Genomic DNA, 25,450 nt, shown 5'->3' with positions numbered 1-25,450 from the left:
GGTTCGTAGCCAGGTACTCTATCCAGCTGAGCTACGGACGCGCAGGCTTTCTTTACTCTATATCTGAAAATATCAGAACAGGAAAGAATGATACCCGTAAAAACCTAAACGGTTCAAACTGATATCGAGAAGAATGGCGCGCTCGGGAGGATTCGAACCTCCGACCGCCTGGTTCGTAGCCAGGTACTCTATCCAGCTGAGCTACGAGCGCGCAGGAATTGCTTTATACCGAATCATCAATCCGATTCGGTTATCAATAAGTAACATTCTATGATACTTAGAAGATATGGCGCGTCCGGGAGGATTCGAACCTCCGACCGCCTGGTTCGTAGCCAGGTACTCTATCCAGCTGAGCTACGGACGCGCAGGCTTTCTTTACTCTATATCTGAAAATATCAGAACAGGAAAGAATGATACCCGTAAAAACCTAAACGGTTCAAACTGATATCGAGAAGAATGGCGCGCTCGGGAGGATTCGAACCTCCGACCGCCTGGTTCGTAGCCAGGTACTCTATCCAGCTGAGCTACGAGCGCGCAGAAATCTTTGTAAACCGAAACCTAATAAAGGCTCCAATTATTGTCAGTAACAGTCCATTGGTACTTAAAAACCATACCTTAATCATCTCAAAAAGAGATGGCGCGTCCGGGAGGATTCGAACCTCCGACCGCCTGGTTCGTAGCCAGGTACTCTATCCAGCTGAGCTACGGACGCACAGGTTTTCATATTCAAAGAACTAAGACTAACTTACTTCAAAGAAGAGAAAGAATGGCGGTGAAGGAGGGATTCGAACCCTCGATACGGGATAAACCGTATACTCCCTTAGCAGGGGAGCGCCTTCAGCCTCTCGGCCACCTCACCACACAAATTAATGGCGCGCTCGGGAGGATTCGAACCTCCGACCGCCTGGTTCGTAGCCAGGTACTCTATCCAGCTGAGCTACGAGCGCACACTTAATTCGGTTTTACTGCACCGTATCTATTTCGATACCATGCGTTTCAATAATGGCGCGTCCGGGAGGATTCGAACCTCCGACCGCCTGGTTCGTAGCCAGGTACTCTATCCAGCTGAGCTACGGACGCGCAGGCTTTCTTTGCTCACTCCCGATAAATTTCAGGAACGAGAAAGAATGGCGGTGAAGGAGGGATTCGAACCCTCGATACGGGATAAACCGTATACTCCCTTAGCAGGGGAGCGCCTTCAGCCTCTCGGCCACCTCACCACACAGATTAATGGCGCGCTCGGGAGGATTCGAACCTCCGACCGCCTGGTTCGTAGCCAGGTACTCTATCCAGCTGAGCTACGAGCGCACACTAATATCTTTTTATCAATACCGCCAACTTGGGCCATATTGTGAATAACTGGCGCGTCCGGGAGGATTCGAACCTCCGACCGCCTGGTTCGTAGCCAGGTACTCTATCCAGCTGAGCTACGGACGCGCAGATAATCATTGCAAGAAATGGCGGTGAAGGAGGGATTCGAACCCTCGATACGGGATAAACCGTATACTCCCTTAGCAGGGGAGCGCCTTCAGCCTCTCGGCCACCTCACCGTCTTGCGGGGGCTCATATTACTGCTAGCCGAAAATAAGTCAAACACTTTATCGTCAAAAAACGACATTCACGGCGCAGGTGCACACTTAATAGCCAACAAGACAATTAAACCTGCGTAAACGCAATAGTATCTTGTCTTTTTTCAAATAAATGGCGCAATGAGCCAAATAGATCCGGGCAGATTCCAGAGACAAAAAAGGCCAGCAATAGACTGACCTTTTTCGATTTAGAAGTTACCAGAACCCTGAGAGCCGGTTTCTTTTTCCGCTTGAATTCGCATGTAGATTTCTTCACGGTGAACAGATACTTCCTTTGGCGCGTTAACACCAATGCGAACCTGATTCCCTTTAACGCCAAGTACAGTAACAGTCACTTCGTCACCGATCATTAGCGTCTCACCTACGCGACGTGTCAAAATTAGCATTCGTGTGCTCCTTGAGTAATCTCAGTCTATTAAGAGTTAAAGTTTATTATCCAACAATATTTATGCCTCCGGTCACGAAGGCATAAATGGTCACTGCTCAAGAAACAGCGAGAAGTGGTCGATTATCCAGACTTTCTGGCTCAACCACAAACCTTTTGTGGACGATATCTACAGCTAATTGATGATCATCCTCATTTATCAACAAAGAAAGACAATGAGCCGACCGTTTATTTTGGCGCACGCGTATGCCAGCTTCCGCCAGCACGGCACAGATATTATCTGCCAGATCAGAGACATCCTCCCCTATTACGGATAGGGTCGACACCGTCGCGATCGGGTGCATTTTATTACCCAGCACGAGCTTTAATCGTGCCAAATCTTCATTTGCTGTAACAATTTGTGTTGAATCAGCAGCAACGGCCTTACACCAGCACTGCATGCCGAACAGGTTTAGCTGCTCCTGCAACTCAGGCAGAGGCATATCGACATCAAGCAGTGTTTGCTGATTCTTTAGCGCTACCCCCACAACATCCGCTGCGGCAGAGGAATCAAAACTAACCAGCGTCCCCTTCCCCTCTTCGAACGAAGACAGGACCCTCAGTGGGACTCTATGCTGTCGAGCATATTCAACTGACTGTAATTGTAGCACTTTCGCACCGTTTCGCGCCATGGATGTCATATCATCAAAATGAACGACATCCAGGCGTCGAGCTTGCGGTACGAGTCGCGGATCGCACGTATAGACGCCGTCCACATCGGTGAAAATCTGACATTCGTCTGCGCGTAAAGCACCTGCCAGTGCAACTGCCGTGGTATCTGAGCCCCCACGGCCAAGGGTGGTTATATCCCTTTCATCATTAATGCCTTGAAAACCAGCAACTATCACTATCTGGTCTTGTTCGAGCAATTGCTGAATGTAGCTAGGGTCAATATCAGTGATCTGCGCATCATTGTGCTGACTGCTGGTTTTAATCCCTGCCTGCCAACCTGTTAGCGATATCGCTTTATGCCCCAGCCTATTCAACATCATTGCGAGCAAAGCCATAGAGACTTGTTCGCCCGCTGACAAGAGAACGTCAAGTTCTCGCTCTGCAGGCACAGCATCAACTTGCTGTGCAAGGCCTAGTAGACGATTCGTCTCACCAGACATGGCAGAAACAACCACGACCAGTTGCTTGCCCTCTTCTTTAGCTTTAATGACTCGTTCGGCGACAGCCTGGATACGCTCTATCGAACCTACAGACGTACCACCAAACTTTTGCACTATTAGCGAATTACGCGCAATCTGCGTCACTTTACTTCACCTTCCTGGGGCTAATACCCCGTTACCTAACTTTTTGATAAAGAGCGCCTTAAAGGCGCTCAGCGATCCATGCTTGTGCCGACTCTAGCGCTGCTGGCAATGCACTTGCGTCCGTACCGCCAGCTTGTGCCATATCCGGGCGACCGCCACCTTTACCACCAACTTGCAGGGCGACCATGTTAACAAGCTCACCGGCCTTCACTTTACCGACAAGATCTTTGGTAACACCTGCGATCAAACCGACTTTGTCGCCATTGACGTTACCCAATACCACGATACCGCTGCCCATCTGGTTCTTCAGCTCGTCAACCATACCGCGCAGGGCTTTGTTGTCAGCACCGTCTAGTTTGGAAATCAAGACTTTGACACCGTTGATGTCTTGCGCCTGATTGATAAGACCGGCACTTTCCTGTGCTGCCAGCTTATCTTTCAGTTGCTGGATTTCTTTCTCTAGCTGCTTGCTATGAGCAACCAGTGCACTTACTTTGGTTGCTACCGATGCCGCATCAGACTTCACCAGCGTCGCTGTTTCAGACAGCAGCGCTTCTTGCTTGTGCAGTGCCTCGATTGCCCCTTCACCTGTTACCGCTTCGATACGGCGGATACCGGCGGCGATACCACCTTCAGAGATGATTTTGAACAGGCCGATATCACCGGTGTTGCTGGCGTGAATACCGCCACACAGCTCGGTCGAGAACTCGCCCATGCTCAGTACGCGAACTTCATCGTCGTACTTCTCGCCAAACAGTGCCATCGCACCTTTTTCTTTCGCCGCCTCGATATCCATAATGTTGGTATCGATAGAATGGTTCAGGCGGATCTGCTCATTCACAACACGCTCGATTTCACGTAGCTGCTCAGGCTTCACGGCTTCCAGGTTCGAGAAGTCAAAACGCAAGGACTCAGGCTTAACCAGCGAGCCCTTCTGCGCAACATGCTCGCCCAGCAGATTGCGAAGTGCCGCATGCAACAGGTGCGTTGCCGAGTGGTTCAGGCTAATTGCCGCGCGACGCGACGCATCGACTGTCGCCGTCAGCTTGTCGCCCACTTTTAGCGCGCCTTCCGCCAGCGTACCTTTGTGACCGATAGCATCGCCGAACTTCTGGGTATCAGCCACATCAAACTGGATACCAGCCGCTGTCATGACGCCGGTATCACCGCACTGACCACCTGATTCGGCATAGAAAGGCGTATTGTTCATTACCACCAGCGCTTCTTCACCGGCACTGATGCTGTCCACGACTTCACCGCCGCGATACAGGGCAACCACCTCGCCTTCACCATCGGTATCTGTGTAGCCACAGAACTCGGTGCTGGCGTCTACCTTAATCGCTTCGTTATAGTCAACACCGAACTGACCCGCTTCACGGGCACGCTGGCGCTGGGCTTCCATTGCATTGTTGAAGCCTTCTTCATCGATAGAGAAGCCACGCTCGCGAGCAACGTCATTGGTCAAATCAGCCGGGAAGCCGTAGGTGTCATACAGCTTGAATACCGTCTCGCCGTCCAGCACTTTGCCGTCTAGGCTATCGAGCGCGTCGTTTAAAATTGTCATACCACGGTCAAGAGTACGGCCGAAGTTGTCTTCCTCGATCTTCAGTACTTTTTCAACCATCGCCTGCTGTTTCTTCAGTTCTTCACCGGCTGTACCCATGATCTCTGCCAGCGGGCCAACAAGCTTATAGAAGAAGGCGCCCTGGGCACCCAGCTTGTTACCATGACGAACAGCACGACGGATAATGCGGCGCAGCACGTAACCACGACCTTCATTTGACGGCATTACGCCATCGACAATCAGGTAGGCACATGAACGGATATGGTCGGCAACCACACGTAGCGACTGGTTCGACAGGTCTTCGTAGCCAATCACGTCGGCGGCTTTTTTGATAAGGGTCTGGAAAATATCAATCTCGTAGTTCGAATGCACGCCCTGCATGATCGCCGCAATACGCTCGATCCCCATACCGGTATCTACCGACGGCTTAGGTAGCGGCTCCATGGTACCGTCAGCCTGACGGTTGAACTGCATGAATACGTTGTTCCAGATCTCAATGAAACGGTCACCGTCTTCTTCCGGAGTGCCCGGACGGCCGCCCCAGATATGCTCGCCGTGATCGTAGAAGATCTCGGTACACGGACCACAAGGACCGGTGTCACCCATCTGCCAGAAGTTGTCTGACTCGTATGGCTTGCCACCCTTCTTATCGCCGATACGAACGATACGATCCGCCGGGATACCCATCTCTTTGTTCCAGATGTCGAATGCCTCGTCATCGGTCTCGTAGACAGTCACCAGTAGGCGGTCCTGAGGAAGCTTAAGCACGTCGGTCAGAAATTCCCACGCGTACTTGATCGCGTCTTGTTTGAAGTAGTCACCGAAGCTGAAGTTACCCAGCATTTCGAAAAAAGTATGGTGACGGGCGGTAAAGCCGACGTTTTCTAGGTCATTGTGCTTACCACCGGCACGTACACAGCGCTGAGCTGTTGTCGCTCGAGTGTAGCTGCGCTTTTCCAGACCTAAAAATGTATCTTTAAATTGGTTCATACCTGCGTTGGTAAACAACAGTGTTGGGTCGTTAGCAGGTACAAGAGAAGAGCTTTCTACGATCTGGTGACCTTTGCTCTCAAAAAACGCAAGAAACGCACGGCGAATCTCATCAGTGCTCATGTACATTGGCAAATCCTGAATAAATGCTTTTATAAACCGAAAAATCGCACTTAAGCGATGATGTAACTGCTTTGAATATGCATCCGGGCCACACGGCTCGACGCTTATGTCAGCAGGCTTTAATCGAACTAAGATAAATTCTTTGGGGGCTATTGTAAAACAACGGCAGGCGCTACGGGAAATGTTATGTTAAGAATTAACGGAATTTATATAGGGCAGTGCTGCCAAGCCAGACATGTTGGCAGCAAGAGGCTAGTTGAGACTGGTGAGATTATTCGTCGTCATCGGTATCCAGCGCGTATTTGATCTGATCGAAATCAAAGCCGCGGTACTGCATAAAGCGAAAACGGCGAGCTTTTTCTTTTGGGGTATCCATCTCGCTATTACCAAACTTGCGCCGGGCAACCTCACGGGCTTGCTCGTACCAGTCCGTATCATTTTCTTCGAAAATCTGGCTGACAATGGTGCCATGCACCCCTTTCATCTTCATTTCCTGCTTGATCCGCAGCTCACCCCACCCCTTGGCAATGCCGTTGCGCATCATCATGCCCGCGTAGCGAGCATCATCAAGCCAGTTGTAATCCTGACAAAAATCAATCGCCTCGGTAATATCCGACTCGCAATAGCCACGCGTCTTTAATTTCTGTCGCAGCTCTTTCTCGGCATGGTCCCGGCGTGACAGATAACCGATAGCTGCCTCTTTGGCGCTTTGCTTTGGTGCTTGCTTTTTCATTGCTCTCAGGCCTTGCATAGACAAAACGGGCCGAGTACTCGCGTACCGGGCCCGTTGCTGTCAAGATTCTAGATGATAAGAGTGTTTAGAATGCCTGATCTTTCTCAGCATCTTTCTCTTCTGCCGCATCTTCCTGCTCGACTGGTGTCGTTAGCAGTAATTCACGTAGTTTCTTATCAAGCTCTTCGGCAATCTCTGGATGCTCAGCCAGGAATTTACAGGCATTTGCCTTGCCCTGGCCAATCTTGTCACCCTGATAGCTGTACCAGGCACCCGCCTTCTCAACCATCTTGTTCTTCACGCCAAGGTCAACCAGCTCGCCCAGGCGGTTAAAGCCCTGACCATAAAGGATTTGGGTTTCAGCCTGCTTGAACGGAGCAGCAATCTTGTTCTTAACAACCTTGATACGCGTTTCGTTACCCACAACTTCGTCACCGTCTTTGATGGCACCGGTACGGCGGATATCAAGACGAACAGAAGCGTAGAACTTCAGGGCATTACCACCTGTAGTGGTTTCCGGGTTACCGAACATCACACCAATCTTCATACGGATCTGGTTGATGAAGATACACATACAGTTTGATGCTTTCAGGTTACCGGTGATCTTACGCATCGCCTGCGACAGCATACGAGCCTGCAAGCCCATGTGGCTGTCACCCATCTCACCTTCGATTTCGGCTTTTGGTGTCAGTGCGGCAACGGAGTCGACGACCAGAATATCAACCGCGCCTGAACGCGCCAGTGCATCAGCAATTTCCAGTGCCTGCTCACCAGTATCTGGCTGAGACACCAGCAGGTTATCGATGTCCACACCCAGCTTCTGGGCATAGACAGGATCAAGGGCATGCTCGGCATCGATAAATGCACATGTCTTGCCCTGCTTCTGGGCCGCGGCAATCACTTCAAGCGTCAGCGTCGTCTTACCTGATGATTCAGGACCATAGATTTCAACGATACGTCCCATTGGTAAGCCGCCTGCACCCAGCGCGATATCAAGCGACAGGGAGCCAGTCGAAACCGTTTCAATATCCATGGTACGGTTATCGCCCAGCTTCATGATGGAACCTTTACCGAACTGCTTTTCAATCTGGCCTAACGCTGCGGCAAGAGCCTTCTGTTTGTTGTCGTCCATTCGACTCTCCAACGGATGCTTAAATTAAATACTGATAATGATGATTAGTATACTGTCTATTCATACAGTGTCTAGCACTGTATGAAAATTTTTTTGCCCGGTGCCACTCTCACACTGACGTCATTTTCTGCTCAGCCCAGCAGTTGCAGGCGTTGCAACATACCTGACAGGGCTTTTTGGCAAGCTTGCTGTCTTACCGCATTGCGATCACCATCAAAAAAACAGGTTTCGCACTGTATCCAGCCGGAGGTATCTGCCCAGGCAAAACACACCGTGCCGACCGGCTTATCAGGTGTCCCTCCACCCGGACCAGCAATGCCGCTAATTGCCACACTGATCGTCGCAGCTGAATGCCTCAACGCGCCCACTGCCATCTGCTCGGCGACAGGCTCGCTCACAGCGCCATTCGCTTCGAGCACGTCACTTCCCACACCGAGCATCTGCTGTTTCGCTTCATTGCTGTAGGTAATAAACGCACGATCAAACCAAGCTGAGCTACCGGCAATATCAGTAATAGCCGCAGAGACACCGCCACCGGTGCAGGACTCTGCCGTGGTGGCGACGCCCCCGTGCCGGCTCAGAGCCGTACCAAGTTCCCGAGACAATTGCTGGATATCCGTCATCCCTTCCTCCCGTCGATAATTCCAGCCCAACCATACTCTGCCACGCCTTCGGCGGCAACTCTACCCAGCCTTCAAAGGCAAGGAAATTGTGCGCAAGAGAACCAATTGCGACTTTGCTCCCTGAACCGATTCACGTATCCTTAGCCTCCAGAAATTTACCCGGTACGTTTTCAATTCCGGCATCAATAAGCAGGCAATATCGTGACAGTGAAAGGTTTAGAAAAGCACACCCCCATGATGCAGCAATTTTTGAGGATCAAGGCAGAAAACCCTGATGTTCTGCTGTTCTATCGTATGGGCGACTTCTACGAACTATTTTTTGACGACGCCAAACAGGCCTCTCAACTGCTGGATATTTCCCTGACTAAACGCGGCTCCTCCAACGGCCAGCCGATCCCGATGGCCGGTGTCCCCTACCATGCGGTCGAAGGCTACCTCGCCAAGCTGGTCCAGCAGGGCGTATCAGTGGCGATCTGCGAGCAAATCGGCGATCCGGCGACCAGTAAAGGACCGGTCGAGCGCCAGGTGGTACGTATTGTGACACCGGGTACAGTCAGTGACGAGGCACTGCTCAATGAACGCCACGACAACCTGATTGCGGCGATTTACCAGAATAACGACGGGTTCGGCTATGCCACGCTGGATATTACCTCCGGCCGCTTTATGCTGACCGAACCTGAAACAGAAGAAGCCATGCAGGCCGAGCTGCAACGTACCAGCCCTGCCGAGTTGCTCTACCCTGAGGATTTTGCACTGCCGGGCCTGCTGCAGTCGCAGAAAGGTACCCGCCGCCGTCCGGTCTGGGAATTCGATTTGGACACCGCACGCCAGCAACTGACCATGCAGTTCGGTACCCGCGATCTGGTCGGCTTCGGGGTCGAAACAGCCGAGCGCGGTCTGTGCGCTGCCGGCTGTCTGCTGCAGTATGTCAAAGATACCCAGCGTACTGCGCTACCGCATATCCGCGCGATCACCCAAGACACCAAAGATCATGCTGTGATCTTAGATGCAGCTACCCGCCGCAACCTGGAACTGACCCAGAACCTGGCTGGCGGGTTTGACAACACACTGGCCTCTGTACTGGATCAGACCGCAACCCCAATGGGAAGCCGATTGCTCAAGCGCTGGCTGCACCAACCGATCCGCGATCCGCAACAGCTCAATAACCGCTTTGATGCCATCGCCGCCTTTAAGGATACCGGTTTCTTTACTGATCTAGCCGGTGTGCTGCGCCACATGGGCGATCTGGAACGTATTCTGGCGCGCCTGGCCCTGCGCTCAGCCCGACCACGAGATCTGGCCCGCATGCGCACCGCCTTGCAGCATCTTCCTGAGCTAGCTGAGCTGCTGGCAGAAATCAACCAGCCGCGGATCGGCGAGCTGGCCCAGTTTGCCGCACCGATGGATGAGCTTTGCGAGCTGCTGGAACGGGCGATTATCGACAACCCGCCGGTGGTGATCCGCGATGGCGGGGTACTGGCACCGGGCTATAACGCCGAGCTGGATGAATGGCGCGATCTGGCTGACGGCGCATCAAAATACCTTGATGAGCTTGAGGCCCGCGAACGTGAACACCATGATATTGACAGCCTGAAAGTTGGCTTCAACCAGGTCCACGGCTTCTTTATTCAGGTCAGCCGCGGCCAGAGCCATCTGGTACCGAGCCATTATGTCCGCCGCCAGACACTGAAAAATGCCGAACGCTATATCATTCCCGAGCTCAAGGAGCACGAGGACAAGGTACTGAACTCCAAGTCCAAGGCGTTAGGACTAGAGAAAAAGCTGTGGGAAGAGCTGTTTGACTTGCTGCTGCCTCACCTGGAACAGCTGCAAAATGCAGCCAATGCCCTGTCTGAACTCGACGTGCTGGCCAACCTGGCAGAACGGGCCGATACCCTCAACTACTGCCGTCCGGAGCTCACAGCCGAGAGCGGTATTGAGATCAATGCCGGCCGTCACCCTGTGGTCGAGCAAGTCCTGAGCGAACCGTTTATCGCCAACCCGATTTCCCTGCATCATGATCGCCGGATGCTGATCATTACCGGTCCGAACATGGGCGGTAAGTCGACCTATATGCGCCAGACGGCACTGATCGCCCTGATGGCACATGTCGGATCGTTTGTTCCGGCCGAGTCGGTGAAAATGGGGCCGCTGGATCGCATTTTTACCCGTATCGGTGCCTCGGACGATCTTGCCTCCGGTCGCTCAACCTTCATGGTAGAAATGACCGAGACCGCAAATATCCTCCACAATGCAACCCAGCATAGTCTGGTATTGATGGATGAAATCGGCCGCGGTACCAGTACCTATGACGGCCTGTCGCTGGCCTGGGCAAGTGCCGAGTGGCTGGCTGAGAAAATTGCGGCCATGACCCTGTTTGCAACCCACTACTTCGAACTGACCGAGCTGCCGTCGATGATGGAAGGACTGGCTAATGTCCACCTGGATGCTGTCGAGCACGGCGACGAGATCGCCTTTATGCATGCCGTACAGGAAGGCGCTGCCAGCAAGTCTTACGGTCTGGCAGTTGCCAGCCTGGCCGGAGTACCGAAGTCCGTGATCAAGCGGGCGAAGATCAAGCTTCAGCAACTAGAGGCCAGCGGTCACCAGCAGGCGAGCGCTCCAGCCAACATCGCGCCAAAAGCCGAACAGCAACTGAGCCTGATCCCCGAACCGAGCGAGGTGGAAGAGGCGCTGGCGAATGTCAATCCTGACGATATGACCCCGCGTCAGGCACTGGAAGAGCTCTATCGCCTGAAAGCGCTTCTGTAGCAGTAACATAAACAGGAAAGAGAAAAGGACGCATCATGCGTCCTTTTTCATTCTATGGGTCTGTAAGCCAAACTAGGTATCGTACTCAATAGGTATATCGGCTTACATGAATTGTCTACATGTCCTGATTAAACAGAGACTCGATGTTCAATCCCTGATGCGTCAGCATATCACGAAGACGACGAAGGCCTTCGACTTGGATCTGGCGTACACGCTCACGGGTCAGACCGATTTCGCGACCAACATCTTCAAGGGTTGATGCCTCATAGCCCAGCAGACCAAAGCGGCGAGCCAGCACTTCACGCTGTTTCGGGTTTAGCTCCTGCAACCAGGTCACAATCGAGGTTTTGATATCGTCATCCTGAGTCGATGTCTCCGGGCCGCCTCCTTTCTCATCCGGAATGATATCCAGCAAGGCTTTTTCCGAATCACCGCCAATCGGGTTATCAACCGAGCCGACACGTTCGTTCAAACGCAGCATGCGATTGACATCATCGACAGACTTATCCAGTTTCAGGGCGATATCTTCCGCCGTCGGTTCGTGATCCAGCTTCTGAGCCAACTCACGGGCAGTACGGAGGTAAACATTCAGCTCTTTGACGACGTGGATAGGTAAACGGATAGTTCGGGTTTGGTTCATGATAGCCCGTTCAATGGTTTGACGGATCCACCATGTTGCGTAGGTAGAAAAACGGAAGCCGCGTTCCGGATCAAATTTCTCGACGGCGCGGATCAACCCAAGGTTACCTTCCTCTACCAAATCCAGCAAAGCAAGGCCACGGTTGCTATAACGACGGGAGATCTTCACCACCAGTCGCAGGTTACTTTCAATCATTCGCTTGCGGGCCACTTCATCGCCACGCAATGCCCGACGGGCATACAGAACCTCTTCTTCCGCAGTCAGAAGCGGAGAAAAACCGATCTCCCCCAGGTAAAGCTGTGTCGCATCAAGGGCTTTCTGCGTGGCCCCATATTGCGAAATATCGACTTCATCACTCGTTGTTTCCGTCGATGCAGCTTTTGCCTCAACCTCTGCCGAGTCTATTTCCACATCATCAAAGTCAAAGTTCTCGATATTTGTAGCAGTATTGCTTCTACTCATAGCGCCTCCCAGATGGCGAGTTAGCAAGACATTACAACTTCACTATGCCATGTTGTCTATTTCGGCAAGTACCGAAGCGGATTAACCGACTTACCTTTGTAACGGATCTCGAAATGTAGGCGAACACTGTTGCTACCGGAGCTTCCCATTGAAGCAATCTTCTGCCCCGCTTTTACCTTCTGTTGCTCTTTGACCAGCACTTTCTCGTTGTGGGCATAAGCACTGAGATAATCATCACTATGCTTAATAATCACCAGGTTGCCATAACCGCGCAGGGCGTTGCCTGCATATACAACCGTTCCTCCAGCTGATGCCTTGACGGCCTGACCTCTTTTTCCGGCAATATCTATGCCTTTGTTACCGTTTTCTGCGCTGGAGAACTTAGCAATAACGCGACCTTTTGTCGGCCATGACCAGCTAGCCACCTTGTTGCTATTATTCGCCTTACTTGTAACAACTTTGTTACTATTTGAATTTTGAGAGTACTCTTTTGTGCGAGCAGGATCAACATTTTTATTGGCTGTTTTTTGTTCAGCCGGCTTCGGTTTTGGCACCGGTTTGACTACCTGCGGTGGGGGCGGTTTAGGCTTGGCAGCATTAGCCACTGTTTTTACTGGGGGTTTAGCAACTGCGACGGTGCCGGCCTTTCCGTATGCAGGGGCAACATACTTCGGTTTCCAAAGCTGGAGGGTCTGCCCCGGGTAAATGGTATAAGGAGGAGAAAGCTTATTACTGGCAATAATATCTTTTACTTCACGACCAGTTATATAAGAAATGAAATACAGAGTATCCCCTTTCTCTACCTGATAATAACTGCCACGAAAGCTTCCTCGCTTCAGGCTGTTGTAATCTTTTTCAAGACTGGTTACAGGCGCTGGTATATGGGTGCTACAGGCTGACAGCAGTAGACATGCGACTGCCATAGTCGTTACTCGCCAGTTCGATCTATTCACCATCACACCCATCGGAATTTACGCCAGCTCTCCTGCGACCAGAGGAACAAAACGAACTGCCTCAATGTCCTGGGAAAGGTATTGCTCACCGTTACGAACAATCTGCTTCAGTACCTGATACTCGTCACCGACCGGAATGATCAGGCGACCGCCATCAGCCAGCTGAGCCAACAACTCTACCGGGATATCGTCGGCAGCAGCCGTTACGATAATCGCATCGAATGGCCCTTTGCTCGGCCAGCCGAGCCAGCCGTCACCGTGCTTGGTCGAAATATTGTGGAGGTCGAGCTGTTTGAAGCGGCGCTTTGCCTGCCATTGCAAGGCTTTGATCCGCTCCACAGAAAATACATGTTCAACAATATGTGCCAATACCGCGGTCTGATAACCCGAGCCCGTCCCGATTTCCAGGATCCGGGAGCTCGGCTTCAGGTCCAGCAGCTCCGTCATTTTCGCCACAATATATGGCTGCGAGATCGTCTGTCCGCAACCAATAGGCAAGGCATTATTCTCATAGGCTTTGTGGGATAAAGCCTCGTCGATAAACAGCTCCCTGGGAACTGCTGCCATCGCCTGCAACACGTTATCGTTACGGATACCCAGCTGATGCAAAAATGTCAGCAGACTATGTCGTTCTTCCGCATAGCGCATCCTTAATTTGTCTCCACTTGTGTTAGCCATTGTTCAATGTCGTTAATCGCATCATGTGCAGTCAGATCAACCTGTAGCGGCGTGATCGATACATGGTTGTGCTCTATGGCGTAAAAATCCGTCCCCGGGCCGGCGTCCTGACATGCTCCCGGCGGACCCAACCAGTATATCGTCTTACCGCGCGGATCCACGGCCTTTTCCATTTTCTCGGCGCGATGGCGGGCACCCAGACGTGTCACTTGCCAGTCACCCAACTCGGAAAAGGGGACATCAGGTACATTGATGTTCAATATCTTGTTGGTCGGCAACGGCTGTTCCGTCAACTTGCCGACAATATCTTTGATAACCATAGCCGCGGTATCAAAGTGTTGCGAGCCAACCAAAGAGACAGCAATCGCCGGAACACCCAGAAAGTGACCTTCTGTCGCCGCGGCAACCGTACCGGAGTAAAGCACATCATCACCGAGATTTGCACCATGGTTAATACCGGCCACAACAATATCCGGACGATACTCCAGCCATTCGTTCAGCGCAAAGTGAACACAGTCTGTCGGTGTGCCTTCAACCGAGACCCGGCGCTCGTCTTCCTCGCGAATACGCAGCGGGTTATCTAACGTGAGGGAGTTCGAGGCACCAGAACGGTTCCGATCCGGCGCCACAACGGTCACCTCGCCGATCTCTTCCAGCGCTGCTGCCAGCGTGTTTATTCCATCGGCAAAAATGCCATCATCATTACTGATCAAAATTCGCATGGTCGCCATCCTCTAGCTCACGCTCAATCATTAGTTCACGCACCACCGCAGTCGCGAAACAGCCAGCCGGCAGCGAAAACGACACAGTCAGATCATTACCATCCTGCTGCCACTCCATCTGCTGGGGTTTTAACAGCAAGGTGCGACGCTCATGGCGCATCCGGTTATCACGGATCAGTTTGAGCAACAGCGGCTCCTGCTCGACAACAGCCATCTCAAACGCCTCGGCATCCGCGGTAGTTGGCAGGGCATTATCCCCCATCATCGGGGCGGTGATTGCCATACTGCCGTCATCTACCTGCTGCTGCAGCTCGGCAGAGACCGACTCAACAATTTGACCTCGCTCGTCACCGTCCAGCTGCAGGCTATCGCCCGCCATCAAGGTATGTACCTTGCCTTGTTCGATACGAGATGACAGCACCATATTAAACAACCAAGAACGTGCTGCAGACAAATAGAAGCTGCGCTTGCTCTTGTCACGAACGCGGAATTCGTCATTGCCCCAGCTGCGCGCCTTAACTACATTATTACCGTTGTGGCCAAACCGTTGCTCACCAAAATAGTTAGGCACCCCATGCAGGTTAACCTGCTCCAGGCGGGTGATGACATCCTGCGGCATGTCCAAGTCAATCAGGCGCAGTTGAAACCAGTTGCCGACAAGATCACCCGGTCGTAATTTTTTATCATGGCGGGCTGTTTCCAGCACCTCGACGCCAGGGTGTTCGGCAACAAAGTGCGTCAAGTCAGGATCCGGCTTGCCCGGCAGATGCACACTTAGCCACTGCTCGGTCACGGCATGGCGATCTTTCAAACCAGCCCAGCTGACATCCCGGGACTTAACTCCGCAGGCCTTGGCCAGTTCATTGACAACATATTTGGTGTTCTCGCCCGTTTTGCGGACTTTCACCATAAAATGTTCACCGCTTCCGGCAAAATCAAAGCCTAAATTTTCTTTAACCACAAAATGTTCAGGCAGGACTTTGATTCGCCCCTGGCAACCAGGCTTACCGTATAACCAATTAAAATTGTCCATTACGTTAGACATAAATACACCGTTTGTTAGCGGCAAAACACTTGCCGCGAAACCTGCTGCTAACTTGCAGACAAAACGAGCAGCAGGGAAATAATCTTATTGTTTGTTAAGGAGTACAACAGCCTCACAAGCAATCCCTTCTTTGCGCCCGGTAAAACCCAGACGCTCTGAAGTCGTTGCCTTTACATTAATATTATCAATCTCTGTTTCCAGATCATCGGCAATGGTCTGACACATCGCCTCAATGTAAGGCGCCATCTTCGGTGCCTGGGCAATAATAGTGACGTCCAGATTACCCAGGCGATAGCCCTTCGCCTTCACTTTACTATAGACATCCCGCAGCAGAAAACGGCTATCGGCCCCTTCCCACTCAGCATCGGTATCCGGGAAATGACGGCCAATATCACCGGCCCCGATCGCCCCAAGCAAGGCGTCACAGACCGCATGCAAGGCCACATCTCCGTCAGAATGCGCGATCAGCCCCTGCTCATAGGGGATTGCCACACCGCCAATGATCACCGGCCCTTCACCACCAAACTTGTGTACATCAAAACCGTGTCCAATTCGCATCATGGCTAATCCTTCGTTATTTGTTGTAAATAAAAACCGGCCAGGGCCAGATCTTCGGGCTGGGTCACTTTCAGGTTATCAGCCCGCCCTTTTACTAATTGCGGCACATATCCGCAAAACTCAAGAGCCGACGCCTCATCGGTGATCACTGCCCCCTTCTCCAGCGCATACCGGAGCGAGTCGCGGAGCTGTCTGACCTTGAACATCTGCGGCGTCAGGGCATGCCAGAGGTTCTCGCGATCCACGGTTTCGCGTATCCCCTGCTGGTTATCACCAGCGAGCACCACGCCACGCTTCATCGTATCCCGTACCGGCGCCGCCAGAATGGCACCGCTCTCGCTCTGCAGCGCGGCATTAATCAAACGATCCAGATCGGCGAGCTGCAAGCAAGGCCGGGCGGCATCATGAACCAGCACCCAGCTGTCTTCATCGTCAATCGCTGCCAGCCCTGCAAACACCGAATCAGCCCGTTCCGCCCCGCCGTCGACACGAGTGATCCGCGGATCACTGGCTAGCGGCAGCGCCTCGAAGTAGGGATCACTATTGCTTATCGCAATGATCACGCGCTCTATTGCCGGATGGCAAAACAAACGATCAATGGTGTGTTCTAAAATTGTCTTTCCTGCTATCTGCAGGTATTGCTTCGGACGGTCTGCTGCCATTCGGCTGCCAACTCCAGCAGCAGGTACAACTGCGGTGATCTTTTCGGTCATGAGTAAGGTGTTTACGCTCAGAGTTAAAGTAATACCAGTTACATTATCAATGCCAATGCCTGCGTTCAGGCGTATTGAGCAAGGCGGGGCTATTCACCCACAATTCGAAAGAAAGTTTCTCCCGGCTTTATCATGCCAAGCTCATTGCGCGCCCGCTCTTCGACAGCTTCCTGACCGCGATGGAGATCATGAATTTCAGCATACATTTGCTGATTCCGCTGCTTTAGCTCGGCATTGGCCTGCTGCTGGATGGCAACATTATCTCTTGCTGCCAAATAATCCATCATGCCATTTTTACCAAGCCAAAAATCATACTGAAGCCAGCACAGTACCACCAGCAGCAAGACAGTTAACAAGCGCATGCCGCTCCCCGTTATTTCATGCAATTAGTTCAGTGACGGCAATTTTCCTAACTAATAGTACTTATTTACGCCAAATAGAATAGCGCAATTAGTTAATAAAATTGCAATGGGGTAATAATCCCATAAAGCGCAAGATGTGACTAGCGCCGAATGCCAAACACATCATGTATTCGGACATAAAAAAACCGCCTCACGAGGAGGCGGTTCGATAACTCAGAGTGATAACTTCACTCCAAAGGCAAGCTAATGATTAAGCTTGGCCCTTAACTTCTTTAAGACCGTTGTAAGGTGCTTTTTCACCTAGCGCTTCTTCGATACGAATTAGCTGGTTGTACTTAGCAACACGGTCAGAACGGCTCATAGAACCAGTCTTAATCTGGCCAGCAGCAGTACCTACCGCTAGGTCAGCGATAGTTGCATCTTCAGTTTCACCAGAACGGTGAGAGATAACAGCTGTGTAGCCTGCGTCTTTAGCCATCTTGATAGCAGCCAGAGTTTCAGTTAGAGAACCGATCTGGTTGAACTTGATAAGGATAGAGTTAGCTACGCCTTTCTCGATACCTTCAGCAAGGATCTTAGTGTTTGTAACGAACAGATCGTCACCAACTAGCTGAAGCTTGTCGCCCATTAGTTCAGTCTGGTGCTTGAAGCCAGCCCAGTCAGACTCGTCCAGGCCATCTTCGATAGAAACGATTGGGTACTGGTTAGCAAGGTCTTGTAGGTAGAAGTTAAACTCTTCAGAAGTGAAGATTTTGCCTTCGCCTTTCATGTTGTAGTTGCCTGCTTCTTTGTCGTAGAACTCAGATGCAGCACAGTCCATTGCTAGAGTAACGTCTTTGCCTAGTACGTAACCTGCAGCTTCAACCGCTTCTTTGATTGCAGCAAGTGCAGCAGCGTTTGATTCTAGGTTAGGAGCAAAACCACCTTCATCACCAACTGCAGTGCTTAGGCCTTTCGCCTTAAGTACTTTAGCTAGGTTGTGGAATACTTCAGCGCCGATACGTAGACCTTCTTTAAGAGTTTTAGCGCCAACTGGCTGAATCATGAACTCTTGGATGTCAACGTTGTTGTCAGCGTGCTCACCACCGTTGATGATGTTCATCATTGGTAGAGGCATAGAGAACTGACCAGCAGTACCGTTTAGCTCTGCGATGTGCTCGTAAAGAGGCATGCCTTTAACTGCAGCAGCAGCTTTAGCGTTCGCTAGAGAAACAGCAAGGATAGCGTTAGCACCAAAGTTAGACTTGTTTTCAGTACCGTCTAGGTCAAGCATAATCTGGTCGATTGCAGCTTGGTCTTTCGCATCTTTACCAACAAGAGCTTCAGCGATAGCACCGTTCACAGCTTCAACAGCTTTAAGAACGCCTTTACCTAGGAAACGAGACTTGTCGCCGTCACGTAGCTCAAGAGCTTCACGAGAACCAGTTGATGCGCCAGATGGAGCAGCAGCCATACCAACGAAACCGCCTTCTAGGTGAACTTCAGCTTCAACAGTTGGGTTACCACGTGAATCGATAATTTCACGACCTAGAACTTTAACGATCTTAGACATTATGTTTCCTCTTGCTTTATCTTCAATTTAAAAGCTAAAAAAATAGCTGCAGCCATAGCCGCTACAGCTATCCGTAATCCTTACTTATTCAGCTCACCGCGCTGGTGTACACCAGCGGCTTTTACAAAGCCTTCGAACAATGGGTGACCATCGCGAGGCGTTGAGGTGAACTCAGGGTGGAACTGAGCAGCCACAAACCATGGGTGGTTCGGGATCTCAATAATCTCCACCAGCTTCTTGTCTGCCGATAGACCAGAAATCTTCAAGCCTGCTTTCTCTAGTTTAGGCAGCAGGTTGTTGTTAACTTCATAGCGATGACGGTGGCGCTCGTGGACCGTTGCATCTCCGTATAGCTCACGCGCTTTCGAGCCGTCCGCTAGGTGACATAGCTGAGAACCAAGGCGCATGGTTCCGCCTAGATCCGAGTTTTCAGTACGCTCTTCAACTTTACCTTCACCGTCAACCCACTCCGTGATTAGGCCAACAACTGGGTTCTTCGTTTCTGCATCGAACTCTGTTGAGTGCGCGCCTTTAAGACCCGCAACGTTACGTGCAAACTCAATCAGTGCCACTTGCATACCCAGACAGATACCCAGGTATGGAATTTTGTTTTCACGGGCGTATTGTGCAGTCAGGATCTTGCCTTCTACACCACGACCGCCGAAACCACCTGGAACCAGAATGGCATCAAGGCCTTGCAGTGCTTCTGCACCTTTAGATTCAACGTCCTGAGAGTCAACATACTTGATCTTCACAGACAGGCGGTTTTTAAGACCTGCATGCTTCAGTGCTTCGTTGACTGACTTGTAGGCATCCGGTAGTTCGATGTATTTACCAACCATACCGATAACAACTTCGGCTGTCGGGTTGGCTTCTTCGTAGATAACTTGTTCCCACTCGGTAAGGTCTGCCTCTGGTGCTGTAATACCAAAACGCTGACATACAAGGTCATCCAGACCCTGCGCTTTAATAAGCTGTGGGATTTTGTAGATTGAATCTACGTCTTTCATCGAGATAACTGCTTTTTCCTGTACGTTACAGAATAGCGCGATCTTCGCACGCTCATTAGCAGGAATATTACGGTCAGAACGACATACCAAGATGTCAGGCTGAATACCGATAGAAAGTAGTTCTTTTACCGAGTGCTGGGTTGGCTTGGTTTTTACTTCGCCGGCAGCGGCAAGGTAAGGAACCAGTGTCAGGTGCATAAACATTGCACGCTCGCGACCTAGTTCTACAGCCAGCTGGCGAATTGCTTCCATGAACGGTAGTGATTCGATATCACCGACAGTACCGCCCACTTCCACGATAGCCACATCATGTCCTTCAGCACCGGCAATCACACGCTCTTTGATAGCGTTAGTGATGTGTGGGATAACCTGAATCGTTGCACCTAGGTAATCACCACGACGCTCTTTACGCAATACGTCCGCATAGACACGGCCTGCAGTAAAGTTGTTGCGTTTTGTCATCTTGGTACGAATGAAACGCTCGTAGTGACCTAAGTCGAGGTCGGTCTCTGCACCGTCTTCCGTAACGAATACTTCGCCGTGTTGAATTGGGCTCATTGTGCCTGGGTCAACGTTGATGTAAGGGTCTAGCTTCATCATAGTCACGTTAAGACCACGTGCTTCTAGAATAGCTGCCAGAGATGCTGCAGCAATACCTTTACCTAGTGAGGATACGACCCCGCCCGTAACAAAAATATAATTCGTTGTCATGTTTAACCTGGAAGATTGGTGTAGAGGATTAAAATGTATCTGGACGGGAAATTAGTATACCAGACACAGTTTATCGCCACAACGTGAAATCTATCACAGCATTGGCTGTTTTTTTTTGTCTCAAATCAAATATACCCAATAGCATGACTCACTTACCACAACAGCCCTGTGCATAGTTACATGGACACCATTGCCAATTAGACGAGTAAGCTAGCCTTCCCGCTTTTTCACTTTCTCCCACTCGCTATCGAGCATTTCCAGCGAACAATCGTCAAATTGCTTCCCTTGTTCTAGCACACTTTTTTCAACTTCGCGAAACCGACGCTCAAACTTTTTGTTTGCCCGCTGCAGGGCAGACTCCGGTTTGACCTTGAGGTGACGACTCAAGTTAACCACAGCAAAGAGCAAATCCCCGACTTCTTCCTCGATCTTACCCTGATCTGGTGACACTTGGATGACTTCCTCCATCACCTCATCAATTTCTTCTTTCACTTTTTCGACGACCGGACCAACCGTATTCCAGTCAAAACCATGCTTGGCACAGCGCTTCTGGATTTTATCAGCCCGTGTCAGCGCCGGAAGGGCCTTGGGAATATTGGCCAGAAGGCTGGTATCTTCCCCTTTCGCCGTCCGTTCCTTGGCCTTCTCAGCCTCCCAGTTGGCATTGATGGCCTCGTCATCGGCAAACTCGGCCTCGCCAAAAACATGGGGATGACGACGGATCAGCTTGTCGTTAATACCGGCAACAACCTCATCAAAATCAAACAGTCCCTGCTCTTTGCCCAGCTGGCTATAGAAAATCACCTGAAACAGTAAGTCCCCGAGCTCTTCACGCACGTCATTCCAGTCCTGCTGCTCGATGGCATCGGCAACTTCATAGGCCTCTTCGATGGTATGGGGCACGATAGAGGCAAAGTTCTGTTTGAGATCCCACGGACAGCCTTTGTTCGGATCGCGCAAGGTCGCCATAATGTCTACTAGCTGCTCGATCGGGGTGTGCTGTTTATCACTCATAGTTACTGTTCTTCTGCTCTTTCATTTCCATTAAAAAACGGGCGGCATCAGGCCACCCGCTTTTGATATTTAGCATAACGTTAGTACAGGCGCTTGGCTTCAGCGACGTCCTTCACCTGCTCAATACGCTTGAGTACCCGGCTAAGAACTTCGAGATCCGTCAGTTCCAGGTCAAAGTCCATGATTGACATCTGCTTCTTGAAATCAATCCGGCTCTTCATGCCCGAGACCTTGACTTTCTCGTTGGCAAAGGTGTTCGTCAGCTCCTTGATCAGGCCATTTCGCTCCGATGCCGTGACTCTGACCGTGATATTGTAGTTGCCGACAAAGCCGCCGCCCCATACCGTATCGATGATCCGCTCAGGCGCAACATGGCGTAACTCTTCAAGCTGCTCACAATCGCTACGGTGTACAGAAATACCCCGCCCTTGCGTTACGAAACCAATAATTTCATCACCAGGAATTGGCTGGCAACAGCGTGCAAGATGAGTCATCAGGTTATCGACCCCTTCAACGACGACTGCATCACGCTGAGGCTTCTTGCTGGTTTCGACCTTGGTACTGGCCTCGGCCAATTTCTCCAACAGCTGTTGGTCTTCCTCTTCCGCCGTCGGCTTGTTAACCAGAGCATTAATATGGTTGATCACCTGATTAATACGCAGATCACCGCTCCCGATTCCGGCATACAGCTCCACAGCAGAGTTGACGTTAAAGCGTTTTAGCGCGTAGGCCTCGGCATCCTTCAGCGTTGCACCAACCTTAGTCAGCTCTGCTTCAAGGATCTCACGTCCGGCTGCAATGTTCTTGTCGCGATCCTGCTTACGGTACCAGGCATGTACCTTGGCTCGTGCACGACTGGAAGTGACAAATCCAAGGTTAGGGTTCAGCCAATCACGTGAGGGGTTTGGCTCTTTCTGGGTAATAATTTCTACCTGCTCCCCCATCTGCAAGCGATAGGTAAACGGTACAATGCGCCCTTCTACCTTGGCACCAATACAACGGTGGCCCACCTCGGAATGAATGTGGTAGGCAAAATCCAGCGGCGTTGCGTTAAGCGGCAAATCCACCACGTCCCCTTTCGGGGTAAAGGCGTACACCCGATCATCAAATACCTGGCTACGAAGCTCATCGAGCATTTCGCCAGAATCGGACATTTCTTCCTGCCACGCAAGTAGCTTCCGAAGCCAGTTAATTTTCTCGTCGTAGGCCGACTTGGCACCACCCGAAGAGCCTTCCTTGTACTTCCAGTGCGCCGCAACACCAAGCTCGGACTCTTCGTGCATCTGCTTGGTGCGGATCTGGATCTCAATGGTCTTGCCTTCCGGCCCCAACACGACTGTATGAATCGACTGGTAGCCGTTTGGCTTGGGGTTGGCGACATAGTCATCGAATTCTTTCGGCAGATGGCGATACTTGGTATGCACGACACCCAGGGCCGCATAGCAATCCTGCAGCTGATCCGCAATGATGCGTACCGCCCGGACATCGAACAGTTCGTCAAAGGCCAGGTTCTTCTTCTGCATCTTGCGCCAGATGCTGTAGATGTGCTTGGGACGACCATGCACCTCCGCCTTGATATGCGATGCTTTCATTGACTCGTCTAGATCTGAGACAAAGTGATCAATGTATTGCTCGCGGTCTATCCGGCGCTCGGAAAGCTGTTTGGCAATTTGCTTGTAGGTATTCGGGTGATTATAGCGAAATGCGTAGTCTTCAATCTCCCACTTCAGCTGACCGATACCCAAGCGGTTGGCCAGCGGTGAGTAGATGTTGGCACACTCTTTCGCCGCCGCACGGCGAACCTCATCCGGCTCGTCTTTCACCTCACGTAAGTTACAGATACGTTCGGCCAACTTGATCACCACGCAGCGGAAGTCATCCACCATCGACAGCAGCATACGACGGATATTATCGACCTGAGCCGACTGTGCCGCTCCTTCGGTGGTTGCATTTAACTGACCGATGGCAGCCATCTGGCCCACCCCGGTCACCATCTGCAAAATCGTATTGTTATAGTCTTCCTTCAGCTGTTCCGGATCGTAGACGCCTGCCTCGACCAACGGAAACAACAAGGCAGCGACCAGAGTATCCTTGTCCATGCTCAGGGTAACAAGGATCTCCACCATTTCGCGGCCGCGCCATAGCAATAACGACGCGGACTCTTCCTCTGACGTTAATTCGATACATCGCTGGTAGGTTTGCGTAATGCGTTTCGCCACTTTGGCGTCTTGTTGCAAACTCTCGACCCAAGATGAAAGCTCAAATGTATCATTTTCCTTTAAATGCGCACCGCGAACTGCGACCATTTCTCTATCCTGTAAGTTCTCTTGTTAATGTTGAATAAACACTACTTTTTGGTGCCCAGACTATTTTTGATAAACAGGGCCATAGACTCTAGATGCCCGGTATGCGGGAACATATCCAACATACCCAGACGTTCCAACTGATAACCTTGCTTCAGCAACACCTGGCTGTCTCGTGCCAGCGTGGCAGGGTTGCATGAAACATACACGACCCTTTCCGGGTTCAAATTGACAACATGCTGCATGACCCCGGCTGCCCCGGCGCGTGCCGGATCAAGCAGAATTTTATTAAAGTGTTCTTGCGCCCAAACCATGGAGGTAACATCCTCCTCCAAGTTGGCCTGGTAGAACGAGGCGTTGTTTAACTGATTTATCAGTGCATTATCACTAGCACGATGCACCATCTCGTCGACACCTTCAACACCGACCAGCGCCTTTGCCCGTTTTGCCAGTGGCAGACTAAAGTTACCCAAACCACAGAACAAATCCAACACCCGATCTGTCGGCCCGACATCCAGCCAGTCAATAGCCTGATGGACCATCTGGCTATTCACATCCCGGTTAACCTGAATAAAGTCTTTCGGGGAAAAATACAACTTCTGACCATCTAACTCATAATACGGAGCCTGACCCGAAATTCTATCGATTGAATCAGATGTTGGGGCTAAATACAGAATAACATCGTATTGCTCGGCAAACTGACGCAGCAAGGTCATATCTTTGTCATTAAATGGCTGCAGGTGACGGATCAGCACGACCCTGCCATTATCCGCTTCCACCAGCTCGACATGACCAAGGTGCTTTTGCCCCTTCAGCCGAGTTAACAGACTACGTAACGGTGGTAATAGTTCATTTAATGATTGTGCCAGCACCGGACACTGCTCAACATCGACAATATCCTTGCTCTGCTTTTTGCGAAAACCGAACTGCAGCTTCCCGCCTCCCAGCCTCAGGCTAAAGCGAGAACAGCGGCGGTAGTGCTTGTCACTGCCGACAATCGGTTCCGCCTGGTTGAACGCCTGCTCCCTGTCCGTGGTCGAAAACTTACTCATCAGCTCACTCAATGCCTGCTGCTTGGCTTCAACCTGTCCTGAATGGGACAAATGTTGCAAGTTGCATCCGCCACACTGGTCATAGATAGGACAATACGGTTTAATACGTGCCTGACTGTCAGCCAGACGTTTTATGACCTTGGCACGCGCGAACTGCTTCTTGTCTTCGGTAAACTGAACCAACGCCTTTTCACCCGGCAACAGGCCATCAACAAAGACCGGTTTTCTGTTGATATGACCAATACCGGCGCCCAGGTGATCCAGGCGGCTAATTTCAATTTCTTTATGCTTGGTATCAGTTACTTTTCGTTTTTGAGGCTTAAAAAAGCGTGCCATAGTGTTTTGACTCACGGAGCAGATAAACCAAACTGAGTGATATTGTCGGCAGTTTGGTATTAGTTGATTGTCGAATAGCCATAGTTTCATTAAGCTAACGGCCACAGATGGACGACAATTCTCCCACAGAATC

General features: G+C 51.2%; 20 protein-coding genes and 11 tRNA genes. 1 reads left to right on the top strand and 30 read right to left on the bottom strand.

What is annotated here, in order from left to right; translation table 11 throughout:
• Positions 1 to 134: 134 nt before the first annotated feature.
• From L4D19_RS21535 to L4D19_RS21455, 17 genes are all read right to left on the bottom strand, one after another.
• Positions 135 to 211, bottom strand: a tRNA-Arg gene (locus L4D19_RS21535).
• A gap of 76 nt (positions 212 to 287) precedes the next feature.
• A tRNA-Arg gene (locus L4D19_RS21530) sits at positions 288 to 364 on the bottom strand.
• A 93-nt stretch (positions 365 to 457) separates the two neighbouring features.
• Positions 458 to 534: transfer RNA gene (locus L4D19_RS21525), tRNA-Arg, on the bottom strand.
• A gap of 101 nt (positions 535 to 635) precedes the next feature.
• A tRNA-Arg gene (locus L4D19_RS21520) sits at positions 636 to 712 on the bottom strand.
• Between the two features lie 55 nt (positions 713 to 767).
• A tRNA-Ser gene (locus tag L4D19_RS21515) sits at positions 768 to 859 on the bottom strand.
• An 11-nt stretch (positions 860 to 870) separates the two neighbouring features.
• Positions 871 to 947, bottom strand: a tRNA-Arg gene (locus L4D19_RS21510).
• Positions 948 to 1,003: 56 nt separating this feature from the next.
• A tRNA-Arg gene (locus L4D19_RS21505) sits at positions 1,004 to 1,080 on the bottom strand.
• 48 nt (positions 1,081 to 1,128) lie between these two features.
• Positions 1,129 to 1,220: transfer RNA gene (locus L4D19_RS21500), tRNA-Ser, on the bottom strand.
• A gap of 11 nt (positions 1,221 to 1,231) precedes the next feature.
• A tRNA-Arg gene (locus L4D19_RS21495) sits at positions 1,232 to 1,308 on the bottom strand.
• Between the two features lie 52 nt (positions 1,309 to 1,360).
• A tRNA-Arg gene (locus tag L4D19_RS21490) sits at positions 1,361 to 1,437 on the bottom strand.
• A gap of 21 nt (positions 1,438 to 1,458) precedes the next feature.
• A tRNA-Ser gene (locus tag L4D19_RS21485) sits at positions 1,459 to 1,550 on the bottom strand.
• A 227-nt stretch (positions 1,551 to 1,777) separates the two neighbouring features.
• The gene (gene csrA, locus L4D19_RS21480; RefSeq protein WP_075763080.1) at positions 1,778 to 1,975 is read right to left on the bottom strand and encodes a carbon storage regulator CsrA; all 198 of its coding nucleotides are present in this window, start codon (positions 1,973 to 1,975) and stop codon (positions 1,778 to 1,780) included.
• Between the two features lie 97 nt (positions 1,976 to 2,072).
• Entirely contained in the window at positions 2,073 to 3,269 is a 1,197-nt protein-coding gene (locus tag L4D19_RS21475; RefSeq protein ID WP_428454173.1) for an aspartate kinase, read from the bottom strand.
• 58 nt (positions 3,270 to 3,327) lie between these two features.
• Complete coding sequence (alaS, locus tag L4D19_RS21470) at positions 3,328 to 5,952, bottom strand: alanine--tRNA ligase (protein WP_428454172.1); 2,625 nt, start codon at positions 5,950 to 5,952, stop codon at positions 3,328 to 3,330.
• 265 nt (positions 5,953 to 6,217) lie between these two features.
• Entirely contained in the window at positions 6,218 to 6,679 is a 462-nt protein-coding gene (gene recX / locus L4D19_RS21465; protein WP_428454171.1) for a recombination regulator RecX, read from the bottom strand.
• Between the two features lie 85 nt (positions 6,680 to 6,764).
• Complete coding sequence (recA, locus tag L4D19_RS21460) at positions 6,765 to 7,811, bottom strand: recombinase RecA (RefSeq protein ID WP_428454170.1); 1,047 nt, start codon at positions 7,809 to 7,811, stop codon at positions 6,765 to 6,767.
• 131 nt (positions 7,812 to 7,942) lie between these two features.
• A complete protein-coding gene (locus tag L4D19_RS21455) occupies positions 7,943 to 8,434 on the bottom strand; it encodes a CinA family protein (RefSeq protein WP_428454169.1) in 492 nt (163 codons plus the stop codon).
• A gap of 207 nt (positions 8,435 to 8,641) precedes the next feature.
• Here L4D19_RS21455 and mutS point away from each other — a divergent pair, with 207 nt between their 5' ends.
• A complete protein-coding gene (gene mutS, locus L4D19_RS21450) occupies positions 8,642 to 11,206 on the top strand; it encodes a DNA mismatch repair protein MutS (protein WP_489685921.1) in 2,565 nt (854 codons plus the stop codon).
• Between the two features lie 115 nt (positions 11,207 to 11,321).
• Here the strand turns inward: mutS and rpoS are convergent, their stop codons facing one another.
• The 13 genes from rpoS to rlmD all read right to left on the bottom strand — a co-directional run bounded on the left by rpoS (position 11,322) and on the right by rlmD (position 25,317).
• Positions 11,322 to 12,308 carry an RNA polymerase sigma factor RpoS gene (gene rpoS / locus L4D19_RS21445; protein WP_075763087.1) on the bottom strand — a complete coding sequence of 329 codons (987 nt, stop codon included), beginning with the start codon at positions 12,306 to 12,308 and terminating at the stop codon, positions 11,322 to 11,324.
• Positions 12,309 to 12,364: 56 nt separating this feature from the next.
• On the bottom strand, positions 12,365 to 13,231 hold the full coding sequence (locus tag L4D19_RS21440) for a peptidoglycan DD-metalloendopeptidase family protein (protein WP_428454167.1): 867 nt from the start codon (positions 13,229 to 13,231) through the stop codon (positions 12,365 to 12,367).
• Between the two features lie 48 nt (positions 13,232 to 13,279).
• A complete protein-coding gene (locus tag L4D19_RS21435) occupies positions 13,280 to 13,939 on the bottom strand; it encodes a protein-L-isoaspartate(D-aspartate) O-methyltransferase (RefSeq protein WP_428454166.1) in 660 nt (219 codons plus the stop codon).
• Positions 13,912 to 14,661, bottom strand: a complete 750-nt coding sequence (gene surE / locus L4D19_RS21430) for a 5'/3'-nucleotidase SurE (protein WP_428454165.1) — start codon at positions 14,659 to 14,661, stop codon at positions 13,912 to 13,914. Before surE ends, L4D19_RS21435 begins: the two co-directional genes overlap by 28 nt.
• Positions 14,642 to 15,706 (bottom strand): tRNA pseudouridine(13) synthase TruD, encoded by a 1,065-nt coding sequence (truD, locus tag L4D19_RS21425; RefSeq protein WP_428454164.1) that lies wholly within the window; start codon positions 15,704 to 15,706, stop codon positions 14,642 to 14,644. Before truD ends, surE begins: the two co-directional genes overlap by 20 nt.
• Before the next feature lie 84 nt (positions 15,707 to 15,790).
• Complete coding sequence (gene ispF, locus L4D19_RS21420; RefSeq protein ID WP_175577503.1) at positions 15,791 to 16,264, bottom strand: 2-C-methyl-D-erythritol 2,4-cyclodiphosphate synthase; 474 nt, start codon at positions 16,262 to 16,264, stop codon at positions 15,791 to 15,793.
• A gap of 5 nt (positions 16,265 to 16,269) precedes the next feature.
• A complete protein-coding gene (ispD, locus tag L4D19_RS21415) occupies positions 16,270 to 16,977 on the bottom strand; it encodes a 2-C-methyl-D-erythritol 4-phosphate cytidylyltransferase (RefSeq protein ID WP_428454163.1) in 708 nt (235 codons plus the stop codon).
• 89 nt (positions 16,978 to 17,066) lie between these two features.
• Positions 17,067 to 17,339, bottom strand: coding sequence for a cell division protein FtsB (ftsB, locus tag L4D19_RS21410; protein WP_428454162.1), 273 nt, complete (start codon positions 17,337 to 17,339; stop codon positions 17,067 to 17,069).
• A gap of 250 nt (positions 17,340 to 17,589) precedes the next feature.
• A complete protein-coding gene (eno, locus tag L4D19_RS21405; RefSeq protein ID WP_428454161.1) occupies positions 17,590 to 18,891 on the bottom strand; it encodes a phosphopyruvate hydratase in 1,302 nt (433 codons plus the stop codon).
• An 80-nt stretch (positions 18,892 to 18,971) separates the two neighbouring features.
• Positions 18,972 to 20,612 carry a CTP synthase gene (gene pyrG, locus L4D19_RS21400; protein ID WP_428454160.1) on the bottom strand — a complete coding sequence of 547 codons (1,641 nt, stop codon included), beginning with the start codon at positions 20,610 to 20,612 and terminating at the stop codon, positions 18,972 to 18,974.
• A 210-nt stretch (positions 20,613 to 20,822) separates the two neighbouring features.
• Complete coding sequence (gene mazG, locus L4D19_RS21395; RefSeq protein ID WP_428454159.1) at positions 20,823 to 21,626, bottom strand: nucleoside triphosphate pyrophosphohydrolase; 804 nt, start codon at positions 21,624 to 21,626, stop codon at positions 20,823 to 20,825.
• Positions 21,627 to 21,706: 80 nt separating this feature from the next.
• Positions 21,707 to 23,932, bottom strand: coding sequence for a GTP diphosphokinase (gene relA / locus L4D19_RS21390; RefSeq protein WP_428454158.1), 2,226 nt, complete (start codon positions 23,930 to 23,932; stop codon positions 21,707 to 21,709).
• Positions 23,933 to 23,973: 41 nt separating this feature from the next.
• The gene (rlmD, locus tag L4D19_RS21385; RefSeq protein WP_428454157.1) at positions 23,974 to 25,317 is read right to left on the bottom strand and encodes a 23S rRNA (uracil(1939)-C(5))-methyltransferase RlmD; all 1,344 of its coding nucleotides are present in this window, start codon (positions 25,315 to 25,317) and stop codon (positions 23,974 to 23,976) included.
• Positions 25,318 to 25,450 lie beyond the last annotated feature (133 nt).

The organism is Photobacterium kasasachensis, assembly GCF_050336885.1.
Classification (GTDB): domain Bacteria; phylum Pseudomonadota; class Gammaproteobacteria; order Enterobacterales; family Vibrionaceae; genus Photobacterium; species Photobacterium kasasachensis.
The sequence above is the reverse complement of the archived record's forward strand: the minus strand, read 5'-3'. Positions and strand labels throughout refer to the sequence as shown.

Coding starts and splice junctions, on each gene's coding strand:
- csrA (WP_075763080.1), bottom strand. CDS start 1,975: ATGCTAATTTTGACACGTCGCGTAGGTGAGACGCTAATGATCGGTGAC.
- surE (WP_428454165.1), bottom strand. CDS start 14,661: ATGCGAATTTTGATCAGTAATGATGATGGCATTTTTGCCGATGGAATA.
- truD (WP_428454164.1), bottom strand. CDS start 15,706: ATGTCTAACGTAATGGACAATTTTAATTGGTTATACGGTAAGCCTGGT.
- ftsB (WP_428454162.1), bottom strand. CDS start 17,339: ATGCGCTTGTTAACTGTCTTGCTGCTGGTGGTACTGTGCTGGCTTCAG.
- mazG (WP_428454159.1), bottom strand. CDS start 21,626: ATGAGTGATAAACAGCACACCCCGATCGAGCAGCTAGTAGACATTATG.
- rpoS (WP_075763087.1), bottom strand. CDS start 12,308: ATGAGTAGAAGCAATACTGCTACAAATATCGAGAACTTTGACTTTGAT.
- recA (WP_428454170.1), bottom strand. CDS start 7,811: ATGGACGACAACAAACAGAAGGCTCTTGCCGCAGCGTTAGGCCAGATT.
- rlmD (WP_428454157.1), bottom strand. CDS start 25,317: ATGGCACGCTTTTTTAAGCCTCAAAAACGAAAAGTAACTGATACCAAG.
- pyrG (WP_428454160.1), bottom strand. CDS start 20,612: ATGACAACGAATTATATTTTTGTTACGGGCGGGGTCGTATCCTCACTA.
- ispF (WP_175577503.1), bottom strand. CDS start 16,264: ATGCGAATTGGACACGGTTTTGATGTACACAAGTTTGGTGGTGAAGGG.
- L4D19_RS21435 (WP_428454166.1), bottom strand. CDS start 13,939: ATGGCTAACACAAGTGGAGACAAATTAAGGATGCGCTATGCGGAAGAA.
- alaS (WP_428454172.1), bottom strand. CDS start 5,952: ATGTACATGAGCACTGATGAGATTCGCCGTGCGTTTCTTGCGTTTTTT.
- recX (WP_428454171.1), bottom strand. CDS start 6,679: ATGAAAAAGCAAGCACCAAAGCAAAGCGCCAAAGAGGCAGCTATCGGT.
- ispD (WP_428454163.1), bottom strand. CDS start 16,977: ATGACCGAAAAGATCACCGCAGTTGTACCTGCTGCTGGAGTTGGCAGC.
- L4D19_RS21455 (WP_428454169.1), bottom strand. CDS start 8,434: ATGACGGATATCCAGCAATTGTCTCGGGAACTTGGTACGGCTCTGAGC.
- L4D19_RS21440 (WP_428454167.1), bottom strand. CDS start 13,231: ATGGCAGTCGCATGTCTACTGCTGTCAGCCTGTAGCACCCATATACCA.
- eno (WP_428454161.1), bottom strand. CDS start 18,891: ATGTCTAAGATCGTTAAAGTTCTAGGTCGTGAAATTATCGATTCACGT.
- relA (WP_428454158.1), bottom strand. CDS start 23,932: ATGGTCGCAGTTCGCGGTGCGCATTTAAAGGAAAATGATACATTTGAG.